A 17,830-nucleotide genomic window follows, 5' to 3' on the forward strand; every position below is an offset into this window, starting at 1 on the left:
CTAAAGCCATAAAACAAAAACCGCTGATGCTTTCATCAGCGGTTTTTTTATCTTCATTCGATAGCAACATGTTTCTGCCCGATAGGGTTCAGAGTGCAACCGAATTACGGTGTAGCAGAATTGAGCAGCCAGAGTGTCCGGCGGGTTTCCACACTAACGTGGCTCGGCTCTTTATCCCGTGCACTCGCCACACCGGTAAGTAATTCAGCAAATCCCGCCTGCCTGATTTGCGTCTGATAACGCGGCGTTTTCAAACCGCGCTCAGCCTGCACTAGCAGCGGGATAAGGCGGCTGCTTTGCCTGTCTATCGTCTTGCGTGGCCACGCTTTGTTTTCATCCAGATACGGTGCCATAAAATCCAGCGCCTTTATCACACTGCTTCCTTGCGGCGTTTGATATTGCCAAATATTCTCCCCGACGCGGGAAGCCAGCATCGCCATATCCGTTATCGCCTGAAGATTGAAGTAGCTGTAGTGGAAAGAGCGGGTGCGTGCCAACTCTTCCGGCTGAGCACCATCCGGTTGCAACTGATGATCCAATTTTTGCCGTTGCAATTGCGCCATGGATTTCACCACGTCGATTTTCCCCAGATACCAGGCGATACCCGCCACTTGTACGGTATACCAGCTACCGTGGTTGTTCTGGGCCGTTGCCTCTTTTTTCCCCAGTTTGCTGGTTTGTAGCCAGTGCAGATAATCGCTCATCCACTTCTGCATTTGCTGCTCATCTTGCGTCGTCCAGCCCGGTGCCTGACGCAGCATAATCAGCGAATCGACAATACGGGTGGAGAAATAACGTCCATCCAGCACGCCCGCGCCCCTGCCCGATGCGATGCCCGGCACGCCTTGCGCAAAGTCGAGATTAGGGTTCATCCGCGTCGCGGGGTCGATAAACCAGGTACGGATCATCGATATGGCTTTATCGGCATAAGCCTGTTTACCAGAGAAATACCATGCCAGCGTCAACGCCTGCGTTTGAGCGGTGAATGTTGCCAGCCTGACCCCATCAGTCTCCTCATCCTTGCTGGCAGGGTTTACCTGCCCATCGCGACGAATCCAGGGCAAACCATCAGCTTTATCGGGATCGGGCCACCAATAGGCGCTGAGGCTCAAATAATCATGCTTTGAACCGCTAGGTGGCGTGGATTTCTTTTCTGTCACGCAGGGGTTATCAATTTTCAGTGCGCGATCGGCTTGCGAAATCAGTTGATCGTACGCCATGCGCGTCTGCGGCTTTTCCGTTCTTTGCTGTAATTGCTGTTTTACTGCGGATAGCGCGGGCTGGTGTAAGAAGGCGTAGGGATTATCAGGGGATGACGTTTTAAGCTCCGTATCCGCACGGACCGCAGAAGCTACACAGTACAATACAACCAGTAAAGCAGACCAATAACGTAACCGCATACTTTCTCCTGATGTTGAAAACACGACCGTTAACGCAAAATTTCTCGGTATACTAACGAACAAAACCTATTAATTCAGATTGTTATCTCACAACAGATCGTTATCTCGCAAAAATGCGTCGCCGCCCATCTGCCGCATCTGGCGCAAAATCCACTGCTGACGCTGAATAACATAGCCGGAGGGTGCATTCGCATGAAAGCGAATGGGGTTCGGCAAGACCGCCGCCAGCAAGGCGGATTCGCTCGCCGTCAACCTGCCAGCCGATTTATTGAAGTAACGTCTGGCGGCCGCTTCCACGCCAAATATACCGGGGCCAAATTCAGCGATATTTAGATACACGGTAAGAATCCGCCGTTTGGTCCAGACCAGCTCGACTCCGGTGGTAATACCCGCCTCAAGCCCTTTACGTACCCAGCTACGCCCGTCCCACAGGAACAGGTTCTTTACCATCTGCTGTGAGAGCGTAGAGGCACCGCGGATCCGCTGCGTATTGCGCTCGTTGTGCTTCAAGGCCTGACCAATCGCATCCAGATCGAAACCCCAATGCTGAGGAAATTTTTGGTCTTCCGCCGCTATCACCGCCAGCGCCATTTCCGGTGCGATATCCTCCATCGCCACCCAGTCCGAATGAGCAACATAGGAGAATTCGCCTGTCAGCCAGGCGCTGAGCTGCCTGTCGACCATCACCGCTGAGAAGGGAACAGGCAGGAAGGAAAATAGCAGGATACCAGCCAGCCACGCACCGATGACCACCAACACACTGCGAGCAATCAGGCGCTTCAGCCACGTCAGTAAGCCTCTACGCCCTCGGCTCGACCTCATTCAGTAAGATCCAATACGCGAGCAACGAGCTTATCAATGCCTTTTGCCGCTTCGCTGATGGAGTTAGCCAGCATGTAGGCTGGTGTCGTCACGATTTTATGTTCCACATCGACCACGATATCATCGACTGGACACACAACGTGAATCCCGCCCATCTCTTCGATAGCCTCAGCGGTGTCGATATCATTACCAATGGTTACACGTATAGGTTCACCCAGTATCGTGGGCAACAGCGCGGGGGAGATGCAAATAAAACCAATTGGTTTATTTTGCTTATAAATTTCCTGTGTGAGCAATTTCAGTGTTTCATCAATCTGGCACGCCGTTCCCTGCGTCGCAAAGTCACTTAAATTTTTCGCCGCGCCAAAACCACCTGGCACAATCAGCGCATCTAACTCTTGTGCATTCGCGGTAGAAAGCGGCTGGATTTTTCCTCTGGCGATCCGTGCTGATTCTGTTAAAACGTTGCGATTCTCACCAGTTACGTCACCCGTCAGGTGATTAACCACCTGTAATTGCGGCTTATCTGGCGCAAAGCAAACCGCTTGCGCGCCTGCGCGATCCAGCGCAAGTAACGTCAACACGGCTTCATGAATCTCGGAACCATCATAAACACCACAACCACTGAGGACAATGCCGACTCGTTTCATCATATTTTCCTTCATTTCATTACATCAACTAATTGATTTTTTAATTGACAAACACTACTCTACATCACACATTTTAATGATTCTTGTAACAAAGATTTCTACATTTGCTATTTTGTTGCTTGATGAAGCTATACAGTAGTTAAGTTTGAGTATTGAGTCGCTGTTGTAAGTTGTCGTAGTTAAGTACATAGTTAAGACACGAATATCCGCACTTGCGAGTTTACAAACCTGAGATCTAAATGCAGGTGCATGTTTTCCCTGGTGTTGGCGCATAATTCGCGCACCCCGGCTTCGGTCGGGGTCATTTTTTTCTACCGTATGAAAACGTGTAACCCCCTGCATTCCTTGTCCTGATTCACTCGTCAATCCCATTCAATCTGACGCCTTTTGGCATGATATCGCGTAAGACGAAAAAAATTTCTAGCCGTGTTGCTCGCCACGTCCCTATGGCCGCTACAGACCGAATCAGGATTCTTTTTCTGCTTTTGCTACCCAATCACGCAGTACCTGAACGTCATGACGCCAGTCGTGCTTAAGCTCATCGACCCATTCCTGCACGTTATCCCACCATGCCGGTAGCGATGAGGTCTGAATCTGTTGAGCGACCTGTTGCAGATGCCGTAGCCCAACGGAACCCGCCGCACCTTTGATTTTGTGCCCTTCTTCCGTGATGCCTTTTTGGTCACGCGCCGTCATGTTGGAATCCAGGATCGCCAGATAGCCCGGCATCATCTGTTCAAACATCTCCAGACTCTGGTGAATCAATTTCGGCCCGACCAAATCCAGATACTGCTCCAGCATCGGAATATCCAACAGATCTTCTTCTGCTTGCGCCATGTCATCACTCTCCTCAGCCACCGCTTCTTCTGTCCACACCGTGTGAGTGTCCCAGTATTGTTTGATAACGGCCGTCAGCGCAGGCACCGACAGCGGTTTGCTCAGCACGTCATCCATACCCGCATCCAGATATTCACGTTTATCTTTCAGGACGTTCGCCGTCAGCGCCACCAGCGGCGGCATGCTACGTTTGCCATAGCGGGAACGTAGCTGGCGCGCCACGTCCAGCCCGGTCATATCCGGCAGTTGGATATCAAGCAGCACCAGATCGAATTCATCGGGATCGAACATATCCAGCGCTTCTTGTCCGGTCATCGCGACCTCCACGCTATTACCCAATTTTTCCAGCACCGAACGCGCCACCACCACGTTCAATTCGATATCTTCCACCAGCAAAACGTGCAGCGCGGGTAGTGGCAAATCATCATCGTCTTCCCGATCGCTGCCTACTTCATCAACGCTCGGCGCCGTGACCGTCAGCGTAAAGCAGGAACCTTTGCCTTGCGTGCTGGAAACCTGGATATCCCCCCCCATATTCTGCGCCAGGCGTTTCGACACCGCCAGACCGATTCCCGTGCCTGTTGCGGGCTTCCCGCCGTTCTGGTCTTTGACCTGATAATACATGGCGAAGATTTTTTCCAACTCGTCTGCCGGAATACCCATCCCGGAATCCTCCACCTCAAAACGCAGACGATCGCCTTTTTCATGCCAGACGCGCACCACAATTTCGCCCTTTTTACCCTGCTCGCCCTTCGGCGTAAATTTCACCGCATTACTAAGCAGGTTCCACAGAATCTGTCGCAGGCGCGTACCGTCCGTCATGACTTTCTGCGGCAAAGGCAGGTGCTGGTCCATAATCAGCTTCAGCCCCTTTGGCTCCGCCAGCAAGCCCCCCAGGTTCTCCAGATCCACCAGAAAACCGGTGAAATCGATTGGCTGATTATCCAACTGCACCTTGCGACGCTCCTGTTTGTCCATCTCGATCACGTCGTTAAAGATATTGCCCAGCGTAATCGCGCTGACGTGGATGGTTTTCAGGTATTTTTGCTGTTCTGGGTCAAGTTGCGTATCCAACAGAATTCGACTTAACCCGACAATGCCATTAAGCGGCGTACGAAGCTCGTGGCTGATTGTGGAGATAAAAGTGGTCTTTTCCCGACTGGCGTTCTCTAACGCGTCCTGGTAACGCTTACGTTCCGTTATATCGCGCCCAAATCCCATCAGTCCGTGACGTTTACCCATCCGGTCATAAAATGGCACCTTGCGCAATTCAAAACAGGCTTTACGCCCATCGGGATAAACCAGCCATTGTTCATAGGTCAGAGAAACGTTGTGGCGGAATACTTTTTCGTCCGTCTCCATCACTTTTTCTGCAATATCGGGGGAATAAACATCTTGTGGTGTCAGGCCAACGAGCTGTTTCTGGCTTTTGCCCACCAGCAGTTCCATCGCGCGGTTACAGCCGGAGAACTCTTTCTCTTCGTTACGGTAGTAAACCAGATCCGGTGAAGCATCGAGGAACGAACGCAGCAACGCCGACTGTTGCTCCAGCTCAATCTGCGCCTGTTCACGGCGGGACATCTCTTCTTTGAGTCGGCTCATCACCAGCGCGCGGGCGTCTTCCGCTTTGATTCGGTCGGTAATTTCCTGATTGAGCTGTGCAATGTTCTCCTGAAGCTGTGTGTTCAGTTCCAGATCCCGGTGGCGCATCTCTTCCAGTTTCGCGACCAGCTTCGACAGCCGCTGGCGCGATTCTTCAAGCTGTTCCACCACCACAGAGAGGAAATACACGGCCCAGGGCGTGATCAGCAGCCCGAAGAAAATAGAGCGCACGACGTCGATTTTTTCGACTTCTCCGCTGAGTAACAAGGTAACCGCCATTTGCACTACCATCGCCAGCAGCACCAATATTGAGGCCAGCAACAGTGAAAAACGGACAAGCCCCAGTTTTACCATCAAATCAACATAGTACTGAGCTAACAGACGAATTTGCTTCATAGCGATTTCCCTTAGTCACCCACCCGCGCATCATAACGTAAAACGACGGCTTATACGGTGCTGCCGCACAGATTCACGGCACAAAATATTGACCTCTCGCGCCAGCATATCGTCACCTCAAACCCCATCATAACGGTAAGGTGTACCCAGCGCGGAACCCTGTACGCCATGCGTTTGCAGATAGCGATCCAGCTCGACCATGCCCGTCCAGCGGTTTTCGCACCAGAGCGGAGCCAGCAGGGTTGGGCGGCGAGCGCTGGCGGAAATGCGGTGATAGATCACATCCGGCGGCGTATGGCGAATCATTTCTCCCGCCGTCTCCACGTAGCGATCCAACGCCAGTTCCGGTAGCCTTCCGGCTCGCCAGGCCTTCGCCATCGTGCTGCCCTCCACGATATGGAGGGGATGGAGCTTAATCCCTTCCACCCCGGTTGCGACAACCTGCTCCAGCGTCGATAAACAGCGCAGGGCGTCTTCTCCCGGTAATCCGACAATCAGATGGCTACACACCTTCAGACCGCGCTCGCGTGCGCGGCGGGTCGTTTCCTGATAGCAGGCGAAGTCATGTCCTCGATTAATTCGATGCAGCGTTTTATCGCACGCGCTTTGCAATCCCAATTCCAGCCACACCTCGTAGCCCTGTTCATGATAGCGGGACAACAAATCCAGCACCGCATCAGGAACACAGTCAGGGCGCGTGCCCACGCAAAGCCCCACCATTTCGGCCTGTTTCAGCGCTTGCTGATACAGGCTTTCCAGCACCTGAACCTCGGCATAGGTACTGGTATACGCCTGAAAATACGCCAGATAGCGTTTAGCGCGGTTTACCTTTCCCGCTTGCGTTTCCAACTGCTGCGCAATGCTGCGTTGCTGCATCTGCTCATCAGCAAATGAGGCGACATTGCAAAACGTGCAACCGCCTCGCCCCAGCCTCCCGTCACGGTTTGGGCAATTAAACCCGCCGTGCAGCGTCAATTTGTGAACCTTCTCGCCATAGCGGCGTTGAAGATTTCCACCAAACATATTGATTAATTTTTGCAATTGCATATTCTAACCCGCTCCCTTGAGGAGCAGCAGACTACCTTTCTCTTGCCCCCTTCGCGATGACCGCGATCAATCACACACATCCCAATGGAATGCATGTTTATTCGCTTTTAGTGAAAATAAACTCACCTCAGCGCTGATTAATTTTTCTTATTCCGCACGCTCGTTTAATGAAAAGATGAAGCAATTCTTAAAAATAGTTTCATTAAATCTAAAAGTAGCTACATGCAGCATAATATACTGCAACATAGAGATAACATAGCACGGATAAGGGTTATCATGCTGTTGTATAGTGATACAGCTCACATTTCAATTGAACCCTATACTCATTTACCGAGAGGGTTTTTCTAAAAAAATCATTATCTTTCATAGGTATAATTAAAAATTATCGCTTATCAGCACATTTTACACTGGTATTTGACCTGAACAGGCTTTCTCGCTAATTTGGGAGTCCGCTGGAAGCTTTCCTGACGGGTCCACGACTCGTCATATTTATGCAGTAAATGAAGACTCCCTCTAAAAACAAGTCATTTACCACTTGTGAGACCGTCACGAGAGGCCGAAGAAGAGAGCGTAATACTACCCGCTCGACGCCACGGTGCTTTCTCGCAGTAGGTTGTGAGAGTCACACAGAGCCTGGGGAGGTTCACTAATATGTTGTACGATGCATCCCAAGAGAGAGATAACTGTGGTTTCGGATTAATCGCCCATATAGAAGGTGAGCCGAGCCACAAAGTAGTGCGTACCGCGATCCACGCGCTCGCACGTATGCAGCACCGTGGCGCAATCCTTGCTGACGGCAAGACTGGCGACGGCTGCGGTTTATTACTTCAGAAGCCCGATCGTTTCTTTCGTCTGGTGGCGGAAGAGCACGGCTGGCGTTTAGCCAAAAACTACGCCGTTGGCATGATGTTTCTCAATCAGGACGAAGATCTGGCTCGCGCCACCCGTCGGATTGTAGAAGAAGAGTTGCAGAACGAAACGCTGTCCGTACTGGGCTGGCGTGAAGTGCCAACCAACCCGGATGTGCTGGGTGAAATTGCGCTGTCGTCCATGCCGCGTATTGAGCAAATTTTCGTTAACGCCCCGGCAGGCTGGCGTCAGCGTGATATGGAACGTCGCCTGTTTATGGCGCGTCGCCGTATCGAAAAGCGTATTGAAGACAAAGAGTTCTACGTCTGTAGCTTCTCCAACCTGGTCACGATCTATAAAGGTCTGTGTATGCCGGCGGATCTGCCGCGCTTCTACCTCGATCTGGCCGATCTGCGTCTGGAATCTTCGATCTGTCTGTTCCACCAGCGTTTCTCTACCAACACAGTGCCACGCTGGCCGTTAGCGCAACCATTCCGCTATCTGGCGCACAACGGTGAGATCAACACCATCGCCGGTAACCGCCAATGGGCACGCGCGCGTGCTTATAAATTCAAAACCCCGCTGATCCCGGATTTGCAGGATGCCGCACCGTTCGTCAATGAAACCGGCTCCGACTCCAGCTCGCTGGATAACATGCTGGAACTGTTCCTGAGCGGCGGCATGGATATCATCCGCGCGATGCGCCTGCTGGTGCCGCCAGCCTGGCAGAACAACCCGGATATGGATCCTGAACTGCGTTCGTTCTTCGACTTTAACTCCATGCACATGGAACCGTGGGATGGCCCAGCCGGTATCGTGATGTCCGATGGGCGTTATGCTGCCTGTAACCTGGATCGTAACGGTCTGCGTCCTGCGCGTTATGTCATCACGAAAGACAAGCTGATCACCTGCGCCTCTGAAGTCGGAATCTGGGATTATCAGCCGGATGAAGTCGTTGAGAAAGGCCGCGTAGGCCCCGGCGAACTGATGGTGATCGACACCCGCAGCGGTCGTATCCTGCACTCTACCGAAACCGATAACGATCTGAAAAGCCGCCATCCTTACAAAGAGTGGATGGAGAAAAACGTTAAGCGTCTGGTGCCGTTTGAAGAATTGCCAGACGATCAGGTCGGCAGCCGTGAATTCGACGATGAGCTGCTGGAAACCTTCCAGAAACAGTACGGATACAGCAGCGAAGAGCTGGATCAGGTCATCCGCGTGCTAGGCGAGAACGGTCAGGAAGCCACTGGTTCTATGGGCGATGACACGCCATTTGCCGTGCTGTCCAGCCGTCCACGCATCATTTATGACTACTTCCGTCAGCAGTTCGCGCAGGTGACCAACCCACCGATCGACCCACTGCGCGAAGCACATGTGATGTCGCTGGCGACCAGTATTGGTCGTGAGATGAATGTCTTTTGTGAAGCGGAAGGCCAGGCTCACCGTTTGAGCTTTAAGTCACCGATTCTGCTTTATTCCGACTTCACCCAGCTAACCTCGCAGGACGAACTGCACTACCGTGCCATTACGCTGGATCTGACGTTTGATCCGTCGCAGCAATCGCTGCAACAGACGATCGAAAAATTGTGTGACGAAGCAGAAAGCAACGTCAGAGACGGTGCCGTTCTGCTGGTACTCTCCGACCGCGGTATTAGCGAATCACGCCTGCCTGTCCCTGCGCCAATGGCCGTGGGTGCCGTGCAGCGCCGTCTGGTGGAAAAGAGCCTGCGCTGTGATGCCAACATCATTGTCGAAACCGCCAGCGCACGCGACCCGCACCACTTTGCCGTGCTGTTAGGCTTTGGCGCGACGGCTATCTACCCTTACCTCGCCTACGAAACGCTGGCGCGGATGGTGGATAACCACACCATCGACAAACCTTATCGTGTCGTGATGCTGAACTACCGTAACGGCATCAATAAAGGTCTGTACAAGATTATGTCCAAAATGGGCATCTCGACGATCGCGTCTTATCGCTGCTCTAAGCTGTTTGAAGCGGTGGGTTTACACAAAGATGTGTCGACGCAGTGCTTCCTGGGTGTTGTCAGCCGTATCGGCGGGGCAAACTACGGCGACTTCGAACAGGATCTGCTGAATCTGTCCAAACGCGCCTGGCTGAAGCGCAAAACGTTGGAACAGGGCGGCCTGCTGAAATTTGTTCACGGCGGCGAATACCATGCCTACAACCCGGATGTCGTCACCACGCTGCAAACCGCGGTGAAAACCGGGGAATACAGCGATTACGAGCAATACGCCAAACTGGTTAACGAGCGTCCGGCGGCCACATTACGCGACCTGCTGGCGCTGAAACCGCAAGAAGGCGCGGCTATTGCTCTCGACGACGTTGAACCGGCATCTGAAATGTTTAAACGTTTCGATACCGCAGCGATGTCCATCGGCGCGCTCAGCCCTGAAGCCCATGAATCACTGGCTGAAGCGATGAATGGACTGGGCGGCTTCTCCAACTCCGGTGAAGGCGGTGAAGATCCGGCGCGTTACGGCACGAATAAAGTCTCCCGTATCAAGCAGGTTGCTTCTGGTCGCTTTGGTGTGACGCCAGCGTATCTGGTCAACGCCGATGTGATTCAGATTAAAGTGGCACAGGGTGCGAAGCCGGGCGAAGGCGGCCAGTTACCGGGTGATAAGGTCACACCGTATATTGCCCGTCTGCGCTATTCCGTGCCGGGCGTGACGCTGATTTCGCCACCGCCGCACCACGACATTTACTCTATCGAAGATCTGGCGCAGTTGATTTTCGATCTGAAGCAAGTTAACCCGAAAGCGATGATTTCGGTAAAACTGGTGTCCGAGCCAGGCGTTGGCACTATCGCCACAGGCGTTGCCAAGGCGTATGCCGATTTGATCACCATCGCCGGTTACGACGGTGGTACAGGTGCCAGTCCACTCTCCTCCGTGAAATACGCGGGTTGTCCGTGGGAGCTAGGTCTGGTTGAAACACAGCAGGCGTTGGTATCTAACGGTCTGCGCCACAAAATCCGCCTTCAGGTGGACGGTGGCCTGAAAACCGGTCTGGATATCGTTAAAGCGGCGATTCTGGGCGCGGAAAGTTTCGGTTTCGGCACCGGTCCCATGGTGGCGCTGGGCTGTAAATACCTGCGTATCTGTCACCTGAATAACTGTGCAACAGGCGTTGCAACGCAAGATGAAAAACTGCGTCGCGATCACTACCACGGCCTGCCTGAGCGTGTAACCAACTACTTCCAGTTCATCGCACACGAAACCCGCGTGCTGATGGCAGAACTGGGCGTCAGCCGTCTGGTGGATCTGATTGGCCGTACCGACCTGCTGGTTGAGCTGGACGGTTTCAGTGCGAAACAGAACAAACTGGATCTGTCTCCGTTACTCCACGCCGCACAGCCTAAGCCGGGTAAAGCGCTGTACTGTACTGAAAGCAATCTGTCGTTCGATAAAGGTTTACTGAACAAAGAACTGCTGGCGCAGGCCCAACCGCATATCGATGCGAAGCAGGGTAAGGCGCTCTACTTCGATATCCGTAACACCGATCGCTCCGTCGGCGCGACACTGTCCGGTGCGATTGCCGAGAAACATGGCGATCAAGGACTGGCTGGCGATCCGATCAAAGCTTACTTCTCCGGTACTGCTGGGCAGAGCTTTGGTGTCTGGAACGCTGGCGGCGTGGAACTGAAATTAACCGGCGATGCCAACGACTACGTGGGCAAAGGTATGGCAGGCGGCAGCATCTCCGTGCGTCCTCCTGTAGGTTCTGCCTTCCGCAGTCATGAAGCCAGCATCATCGGTAACACCTGCCTGTACGGTGCCACCGGCGGTAAGCTGTTTGCCGCAGGTCGTGCTGGTGAGCGTTTCGCCGTACGTAACTCCGGCTGTATCACCGTGGTAGAAGGCATCGGCGATAACGGCTGTGAATACATGACGGGCGGCATCGTCTGCGTGCTGGGTCGTACTGGCGTCAACTTTGGCGCAGGGATGACCGGTGGGTTCGCCTACGTGCTGGATGAAGACGGTGAATTCCGTAAACGCGTTAACCCGGAACTGGTCGAAGTATTGGATGTGGAAGAGTTGGCTATTCATGAAGAGCATCTGCGTGGCCTGATCACCGAGCACGTACAGAATACCGGTTCACACCGCGGAGAAGAGATCCTCGCTAACTGGCCGACCTGGGCACCGAAGTTTGCTCTGGTGAAACCGAAGTCAAGTGATGTGAAGGCATTGTTGGGTCACCGTAGTCGTTCCGCAGCCGAGCTGCGGGTTCAGGCGCAGTAAGAGGTCATCATGAGTCAGAATGTTTACCAGTTTATCGACTTACAGCGCGTTGATCCGCCCAAGAAGCCGCTGAAGATTCGTAAAATTGAATTTGTTGAGATCTACGAACCGTTCTCAGAAAGCCAGTCCAAAGCACAGGCAGACCGCTGCCTGGCGTGCGGCAACCCTTACTGTGAGTGGAAATGTCCGGTACATAACTACATCCCGAACTGGCTGAAGCTGGCGAATGAAGGCCGTATTATCGAAGCGGCTGAGTTATCGCACCAAACCAACAGCCTGCCGGAAGTCTGTGGGCGCGTTTGCCCACAAGATCGCCTGTGTGAAGGCTCTTGTACGCTGAATGCAGAATTCGGTGCGGTCACCATCGGCAACATCGAGCGCTATATCAATGATAAAGCGATAGAGATGGGCTGGAAGCCAAGCGTTGCCAACGTCAAACCGACCGGTAAACGTGTCGCGATCATTGGTGCGGGTCCAGCGGGATTGGCCTGTGCCGATGTGCTGGCACGAAGTGGCGTGCAGGCTGTGGTTTTCGATCGTCATCCTGAAATCGGCGGCCTACTGACCTTCGGTATCCCCTCTTTCAAACTGGAAAAAGAGGTGATGGTGAAACGTCGTGAGATTTTCACCGAGATGGGGATCGAGTTCCGGCTGAATACCGAAGTCGGCAAAGACGTACAGATGAAAGCACTGTTGGACGAATACGATGCCGTCTTCCTCGGTGTCGGCACCTATCAGTCGATGCGTGGCGGATTGGACAATGAAGACGCTCAGGGCGTTTACGATGCGCTGCCATTCCTGATCGCCAATACCAAGCAACTGATGGGCTTTGAAGCCGCAGCAGATGAGCCTTACGTCAACATGCAAGGTAAACGCGTTGTCGTGCTGGGCGGTGGTGATACGGCGATGGACTGCGTGCGTACTTCTATTCGTCAGGGTGCGACACACGTTACCTGTGCCTACCGTCGTGATGAGGAAAACATGCCAGGCTCCAAGCGCGAAGTGAAAAACGCGCGTGAAGAAGGCGTTGATTTCAAATTCAACCTGCAACCGTTAAGCGTCGAGATCAACGGTGCTGGCAAAGTCTGCGGCGTAAAAATGGCGCGTACTGCGCTGGGTGCACCGGATGCCAACGGGCGTCGTCGTCCTGAAATCGTCGAGGGTTCTGAACACGTACTGGAAGCCGATGCAGTCATCATGGCGTTCGGCTTCCGTCCACATAAAATGGCGTGGCTGGCAGAACATGACGTCAAACTGGACGATCAAGGGCGCATTGTCGCACCAGAAAGTTGTGATAACGCGTTCCAGACCAGCAACCCGAAAATTTTTGCGGGTGGCGATGCAGTACGCGGTTCCGATCTGGTGGTGACGGCCATCGCAGAAGGTCGTAAAGCCGCTGACGGTATCATGAATTATCTGGAAGTGTAACAACGTACGACTTCACTGAAGGGCAGCGCTAGCTGCCCTTTTCTTTTTGCACTAGCGCGGCACGCCAGTAAAAAGGGCACCGCAGAGGTGCCCTAGAGGAAAAATTACTTCACAACCCGTAGCGACGGCCTGCCACCTTTAGGCGGCTGTGGGGGTTCGTCATCAGAACCTGAACCATCGTCAGGTGCCCCGGAATCAGACGGCGTATCGACAATCGACATCACCGTTCCTGAAGAGGGCGCGCCGTCCTGAACATCGTCAAACTCACCAGCGGATTCGTAAGCCGGTTCAGGCTCAAACATCGTTCCAGCCCCGTTCTCACGCGCATAAATCGCCAATACGGCCGCCATCGGCACATAAACCTGACGCGGAACACCGCCAAAACGGGCATTGAAACGAACGCTGTCATCAGCTAACTCAAGGCCACCGACAGCGCGCGGTGCAATATTCAGCACAATCTGGCCGTCACGGGCAAACTCCATCGGCACCATAACATCCGGCAGGGTCACATCAACCACCAGATGAGGCGTTAATTGGTTATCCAGCAACCAATCATAAAAAGCCCGCAATAAATACGGACGACGCGGAGACAGTTGAGACAACGCCATACAAGTTAACCTCGGGTTTGCAAACGCATTTCACGTTCCACTTCCGTCAGGGAAGCCAGGAACGCATCACGCTCAAAGACGCGAGTCATGTAGCCTTTCAGCTCTTTCGCGCCCGAACCACTCAGTTCAATACCTAACTGCGGCAGACGCCACAGCAGCGGAGCCAGATAGCAATCCACCAGGCTGAACTCTTCGCTCATGAAATAAGGCGCTTCATTGAACACTGGGGCAATCGCCAGCAGTTCTTCACGCAGTTGCTTACGAGCCGCATCCGCTTCCTGAGCGCTACCATGCGTAATTTTCTTCAGCAAAGAGTACCAGTCGCTTTCAATGCGGTGCATCATCAGGCGGCTGTTACCGCGCGCAACCGGATAGACGGGCATTAACGGCGGGTGAGGAAAACGTTCATCCAGATACTCCATGATAATACGTGATTCATAGAGCGTGAGTTCGCGATCGACCAGCGTCGGTACAGAACCATAAGGATTGAGGTCAATAAGATCCTGAGGCAAATTATCCATGTCCACCTGTTCAATCTCGACACTCACACCCTTTTCCGCCAATACAATACGGACCTGATGGCTAAAAATGTCGGACGGACCAGAAAACAGCGTCATTACCGAACGTTTGTTGGCAGCGACAGCCATGAAAACCTCCAAGTTTATTGAGAAAATATGGCGAATAACCGCGCAGTCAATACTCTGCAAACCGCTATTCGAAATTCTGCTCGCCAATGTGTGTAAGCGTCATCGGACAAAATACGGCGTTTTAAACAGCGACGTCATCGCTGGCACACAGGCATAAAATCGGCGAATAGTTTATCAGATTTTGTTCGTTTTGTGGGGATATAAGCGCAATTTCATCGCTAACATACGGAAAGTAAAGCGTATATTTCGAGGAAATTTATTTTCAGATATAAAAAACCCGGTGACCAGCACCGGGTTTTTCGCATTGATTTCGCTGCAAAGCAGCCAGAAATTAACGCTTGGAGAACTGAGGACGACGACGTGCTTTACGCAGGCCGACTTTCTTACGTTCAACCTGACGAGCATCGCGAGTAACGAAGCCTGCTTTACGCAGTTCGCTACGCAGAGACTCATCATACTCCATCAGAGCGCGGGTGATACCGTGACGGATCGCACCAGCCTGACCAGAGATACCACCACCTTTAACGGTGATGTACAGATCCAGTTTCTCAACCATGTCGACCAGTTCCAGCGGCTGACGAACTACCATGCGGGCAGTTTCGCGACCGAAGTACTGTTCCAGACTACGCTGGTTGATAACGATGTTACCGTTGCCCGGTTTGATGAACACGCGAGCGGCGGAGCTTTTGCGGCGACCAGTGCCGTAGTATTGATTTTCAGCCATTGCCTATAATCCCGATTAAATGTCCAGAACTTGCGGTTGCTGTGCCGCGTGATTGTGCTCGGTGCCCGCGTAAACTTTCAGTTTACGGAACATAGCACGACCCAACGGGCCCTTCGGCAGCATGCCTTTAACCGCGATTTCAATCACACGCTCAGGACGGCGGGCAATCATCTCTTCAAAGGTCGCTTGTTTGATACCACCGATGTGGCCGGTGTGGTGATAATAAATCTTGTCGTTACGCTTGTTGCCAGTAACAGCAACTTTGTCAGCGTTCAGAACGATGATGTAATCACCCGTATCAACGTGCGGGGTGTATTCCGCTTTATGCTTGCCGCGCAGACGACGAGCCAGTTCAGTAGCGAGACGGCCTAAAGTTTTACCGTTCGCATCAACAACGTACCAGTCGCGTTTTACGGTCTCTGGTTTAGCTGTAAAAGTTTTCATTAAAAGCTTACCCAATAATTAGTTACACGTTGGTGAACACCCAAACGCTCGAAAACAGTTGAGGCTCACACGACCATCAAGTCCAGCAAACCTACCCCTTCGAATAGCCATTGCCGGCACTATAAAGTTTTTGGGAAAAAAACTTTGTTGTAACGTGGGGTCGCAGGATTATAGAGAAGTCATTCCCAAAGATCGACCTTTTTTCACACGCCAATCACTAAAAAACCGCGACCTGCGTTATGCCAAATGCGGCTGGCGTAAGTATTCTTCGCTCTGCATTTCCTGCAAACGGGATAGGCAGCGTTGATATTCAAATTTCAGGTGCTCTCCCTGATAAATCTCAAACATGGATGTCTGCGCAGAAATAATCAATTTGATGCGGCGCTCGTAGCACTCATCCACCAGCGCCAGAAAACGCCGGGCTGTGTTCTCTTCCTTCGTTTCCATCACCGTCACGTTGTGCAGCAGCATCGTGTGATATACACGCGACAGCGCGATGTAATCATTCGGGCTACGCGCTTCGGCACACAGCGTGTGGAAATCAATCGCCAGTACGCCGTCACTCACGCCGAACGTCGTTAACGGGCGATGATTAACCTCAAGCACTGGCCCCGGCGTCTGCCATGGCTTCCCGGTCAGACGCGTGAACATCTGCTGCATCGCGGCTTCCGTCTCGTCATTCAGCGGAGAGAGATAAAGGTGTGCCTGTGTCAGCGTGCGCAGACGATAATCGATCCCCGCGTCCACATTACGCACTTCACAATGCTGTTTAATCAGCGCAATCGCCGGGAGAAAACGTGCGCGCTGTAATCCATTGCGATAGAGATCGTCCGGTGGAATATTCGACGTGGCCACCAGGGCAATGCCACGGGCAAACAGCGCGCGCAGCAACTCAGCTAGCAGCATCGCATCGGTAATATCAGAGACGAAAAACTCATCGAAGCACAGCACATCGGTTTCGGCTTTGAAACCGTCTGCCACTTTTTCCAGCGGATTTTCCTGCCCCTGAAACTGGTTCAGTTCTTCATGCACACGCAGCATAAAACGATGAAAATGCAGGCGCATCTTACGTTCAGCGGGCAAACTGTGGAAGAACATATCCATCAGCCAGGTTTTACCGCGCCCGACGCCGCCCCACATATACAGCCCTTGAACAGGTACGGGTTCGCGCTTATCACGCCGTCCCAGCCAACTACGCCATTTTCCCACGCGGCCGGAAGCATTCGCCTCACCATCAGTCGCGCGCTGGCAGAGCGCCTGATGTATCGCTTCCAAACGTACAACGGTTTGCCGCTGCACCTCGTCCGGTTGATATTCACCGGCGTCAAGCGCCTGCTGATAAAGCGCCAAGGGGGTTGTTTGCTGCTGTGTTGTTTGTGGAGTCGCCATCACAATCCCTGAGAAAAAAGTTAGTCGTGTTTTGCTGTGTGTTGTCGTCGATTTAAGCCGTAATCGTCGCAGTTAACAACCTTGATGTCTGCTATGAGTCAACATTCCTTTCCGTCATTGAGCATCAGGATTCCACTCAGGCAAGGTTAACGGTTATAGTGACTATTATTAAGTGAAAAACCCTACGGGACAACGACGTCAAAATAGGAGCGATTATGACTTGGGAGTATGCGCTGATAGGTTTAGTTGTCGGTATTATTATTGGTGCTGTCGCCATGCGCTTTGGTAACCGTAAGCTGCGGCAACAGCAGGTATTGCAAAATGAGTTGGAGAAAAGCAAAGCCGAACTGGAAGATTATCGTCAGGAATTGGTCGGTCACTTCGCCCGCAGTGCGGAGTTGTTGGATAACATGGCGGATGATTATCGTCAGCTTTATCAGCACATGGCGAAAAGCTCCAGTAGCCTGCTACCCCACGTTCCGGGCCAGGATAATCCGTTTAAATATCGTCTGACCGAGTCAGAAGCGGATAACGATCAGGCGCCGGTGAACATGCCGCCACGCGATTATTCCGATGGTGCATCAGGCTTGCTACGCGCCGAACGCCCGATTCGCAAATAATTCGCGCGCCCCTTATACGTGAGGTTTCCCCGCCTCACGTTTTCCTTTCTCTTGTTCTACGCTTAAAGGCTTAAAGCGTTTGTTCATTAAGACGCGCGTCACAG

At 52.7% G+C, this 17,830-nt stretch carries 13 protein-coding genes; 3 read left to right on the forward strand and 10 right to left on the reverse strand.

Translation table 11 applies throughout. The features are described 5' to 3' along the window. Nucleotides 1-104: 104 nt before the first annotated feature. The 5 genes from OI69_RS04220 to OI69_RS04240 form a co-directional block, all read right to left on the reverse strand. Nucleotides 105-1,400, reverse strand: a complete 1,296-nt coding sequence (locus tag OI69_RS04220; protein ID WP_039346598.1) for an alginate lyase family protein — start codon at nucleotides 1,398-1,400, stop codon at nucleotides 105-107. An 87-nt stretch (nucleotides 1,401-1,487) separates the two neighbouring features. Next, nucleotides 1,488-2,222: a monofunctional biosynthetic peptidoglycan transglycosylase gene (mtgA, locus tag OI69_RS04225; RefSeq protein WP_039346600.1), complete on the reverse strand. Its 735-nt coding sequence runs from the start codon at nucleotides 2,220-2,222 to the stop codon at nucleotides 1,488-1,490. Further along, entirely contained in the window at nucleotides 2,219-2,872 is a 654-nt protein-coding gene (elbB, locus tag OI69_RS04230; protein ID WP_039346601.1) for an isoprenoid biosynthesis glyoxalase ElbB, read from the reverse strand. Before elbB ends, mtgA begins: the two co-directional genes overlap by 4 nt. Before the next feature lie 465 nt (nucleotides 2,873-3,337). Beyond that, the gene (arcB, locus tag OI69_RS04235; protein WP_039346603.1) at nucleotides 3,338-5,707 is read right to left on the reverse strand and encodes an aerobic respiration two-component sensor histidine kinase ArcB; all 2,370 of its coding nucleotides are present in this window, start codon (nucleotides 5,705-5,707) and stop codon (nucleotides 3,338-3,340) included. A gap of 117 nt (nucleotides 5,708-5,824) precedes the next feature. Continuing rightward, nucleotides 5,825-6,754, reverse strand: a complete 930-nt coding sequence (locus OI69_RS04240) for a TIGR01212 family radical SAM protein (RefSeq protein ID WP_039346604.1) — start codon at nucleotides 6,752-6,754, stop codon at nucleotides 5,825-5,827. Nucleotides 6,755-7,405: 651 nt separating this feature from the next. On the opposite strand from OI69_RS04240, the gene gltB reads away from it, so the two are divergent. Next, nucleotides 7,406-11,866 (forward strand): glutamate synthase large subunit, encoded by a 4,461-nt coding sequence (gene gltB, locus OI69_RS04245; RefSeq protein WP_039346605.1) that lies wholly within the window; start codon nucleotides 7,406-7,408, stop codon nucleotides 11,864-11,866. Between the two features lie 9 nt (nucleotides 11,867-11,875). After that, on the forward strand, nucleotides 11,876-13,294 hold the full coding sequence (locus OI69_RS04250; RefSeq protein WP_039346606.1) for a glutamate synthase small subunit: 1,419 nt from the start codon (nucleotides 11,876-11,878) through the stop codon (nucleotides 13,292-13,294). Nucleotides 13,295-13,398: 104 nt separating this feature from the next. Here OI69_RS04250 and sspB read toward each other — a convergent pair whose 3' ends face one another. The 5 genes from sspB to zapE form a co-directional block, all read right to left on the reverse strand. After that, nucleotides 13,399-13,902, reverse strand: coding sequence for a ClpXP protease specificity-enhancing factor (sspB, locus tag OI69_RS04255; RefSeq protein WP_039346608.1), 504 nt, complete (start codon nucleotides 13,900-13,902; stop codon nucleotides 13,399-13,401). A gap of 5 nt (nucleotides 13,903-13,907) precedes the next feature. Further along, nucleotides 13,908-14,549, reverse strand: a complete 642-nt coding sequence (gene sspA / locus OI69_RS04260; RefSeq protein ID WP_005975503.1) for a stringent starvation protein SspA — start codon at nucleotides 14,547-14,549, stop codon at nucleotides 13,908-13,910. A 331-nt stretch (nucleotides 14,550-14,880) separates the two neighbouring features. Further along, the gene (gene rpsI / locus OI69_RS04265; RefSeq protein WP_039346610.1) at nucleotides 14,881-15,273 is read right to left on the reverse strand and encodes a 30S ribosomal protein S9; all 393 of its coding nucleotides are present in this window, start codon (nucleotides 15,271-15,273) and stop codon (nucleotides 14,881-14,883) included. A 15-nt stretch (nucleotides 15,274-15,288) separates the two neighbouring features. Then, nucleotides 15,289-15,717, reverse strand: a complete 429-nt coding sequence (gene rplM, locus OI69_RS04270) for a 50S ribosomal protein L13 (RefSeq protein ID WP_012773011.1) — start codon at nucleotides 15,715-15,717, stop codon at nucleotides 15,289-15,291. Nucleotides 15,718-15,954: 237 nt separating this feature from the next. Continuing rightward, a complete protein-coding gene (zapE, locus tag OI69_RS04275) occupies nucleotides 15,955-17,106 on the reverse strand; it encodes a cell division protein ZapE (RefSeq protein ID WP_039346616.1) in 1,152 nt (383 codons plus the stop codon). Between the two features lie 215 nt (nucleotides 17,107-17,321). Here zapE and zapG point away from each other — a divergent pair, with 215 nt between their 5' ends. Beyond that, nucleotides 17,322-17,726, forward strand: coding sequence for a Z-ring associated protein ZapG (gene zapG, locus OI69_RS04280; protein WP_039346618.1), 405 nt, complete (start codon nucleotides 17,322-17,324; stop codon nucleotides 17,724-17,726). Nucleotides 17,727-17,830 lie beyond the last annotated feature (104 nt).

The sequence above is a fragment of the Pectobacterium fontis genome, from assembly GCF_000803215.1.
Lineage (GTDB): Bacteria > Pseudomonadota > Gammaproteobacteria > Enterobacterales > Enterobacteriaceae > Pectobacterium > Pectobacterium fontis.

Coding starts and splice junctions, on each gene's coding strand:
- OI69_RS04220 (WP_039346598.1), bottom strand. CDS start 1,400: ATGCGGTTACGTTATTGGTCTGCTTTACTGGTTGTATTGTACTGTGTA.
- mtgA (WP_039346600.1), bottom strand. CDS start 2,222: ATGAGGTCGAGCCGAGGGCGTAGAGGCTTACTGACGTGGCTGAAGCGC.
- elbB (WP_039346601.1), bottom strand. CDS start 2,872: ATGAAACGAGTCGGCATTGTCCTCAGTGGTTGTGGTGTTTATGATGGT.
- arcB (WP_039346603.1), bottom strand. CDS start 5,707: ATGAAGCAAATTCGTCTGTTAGCTCAGTACTATGTTGATTTGATGGTA.
- OI69_RS04240 (WP_039346604.1), bottom strand. CDS start 6,754: ATGCAATTGCAAAAATTAATCAATATGTTTGGTGGAAATCTTCAACGC.
- gltB (WP_039346605.1), top strand. CDS start 7,406: ATGTTGTACGATGCATCCCAAGAGAGAGATAACTGTGGTTTCGGATTA.
- OI69_RS04250 (WP_039346606.1), top strand. CDS start 11,876: ATGAGTCAGAATGTTTACCAGTTTATCGACTTACAGCGCGTTGATCCG.
- sspB (WP_039346608.1), bottom strand. CDS start 13,902: ATGGCGTTGTCTCAACTGTCTCCGCGTCGTCCGTATTTATTGCGGGCT.
- sspA (WP_005975503.1), bottom strand. CDS start 14,549: ATGGCTGTCGCTGCCAACAAACGTTCGGTAATGACGCTGTTTTCTGGT.
- rpsI (WP_039346610.1), bottom strand. CDS start 15,273: ATGGCTGAAAATCAATACTACGGCACTGGTCGCCGCAAAAGCTCCGCC.
- rplM (WP_012773011.1), bottom strand. CDS start 15,717: ATGAAAACTTTTACAGCTAAACCAGAGACCGTAAAACGCGACTGGTAC.
- zapE (WP_039346616.1), bottom strand. CDS start 17,106: ATGGCGACTCCACAAACAACACAGCAGCAAACAACCCCCTTGGCGCTT.
- zapG (WP_039346618.1), top strand. CDS start 17,322: ATGACTTGGGAGTATGCGCTGATAGGTTTAGTTGTCGGTATTATTATT.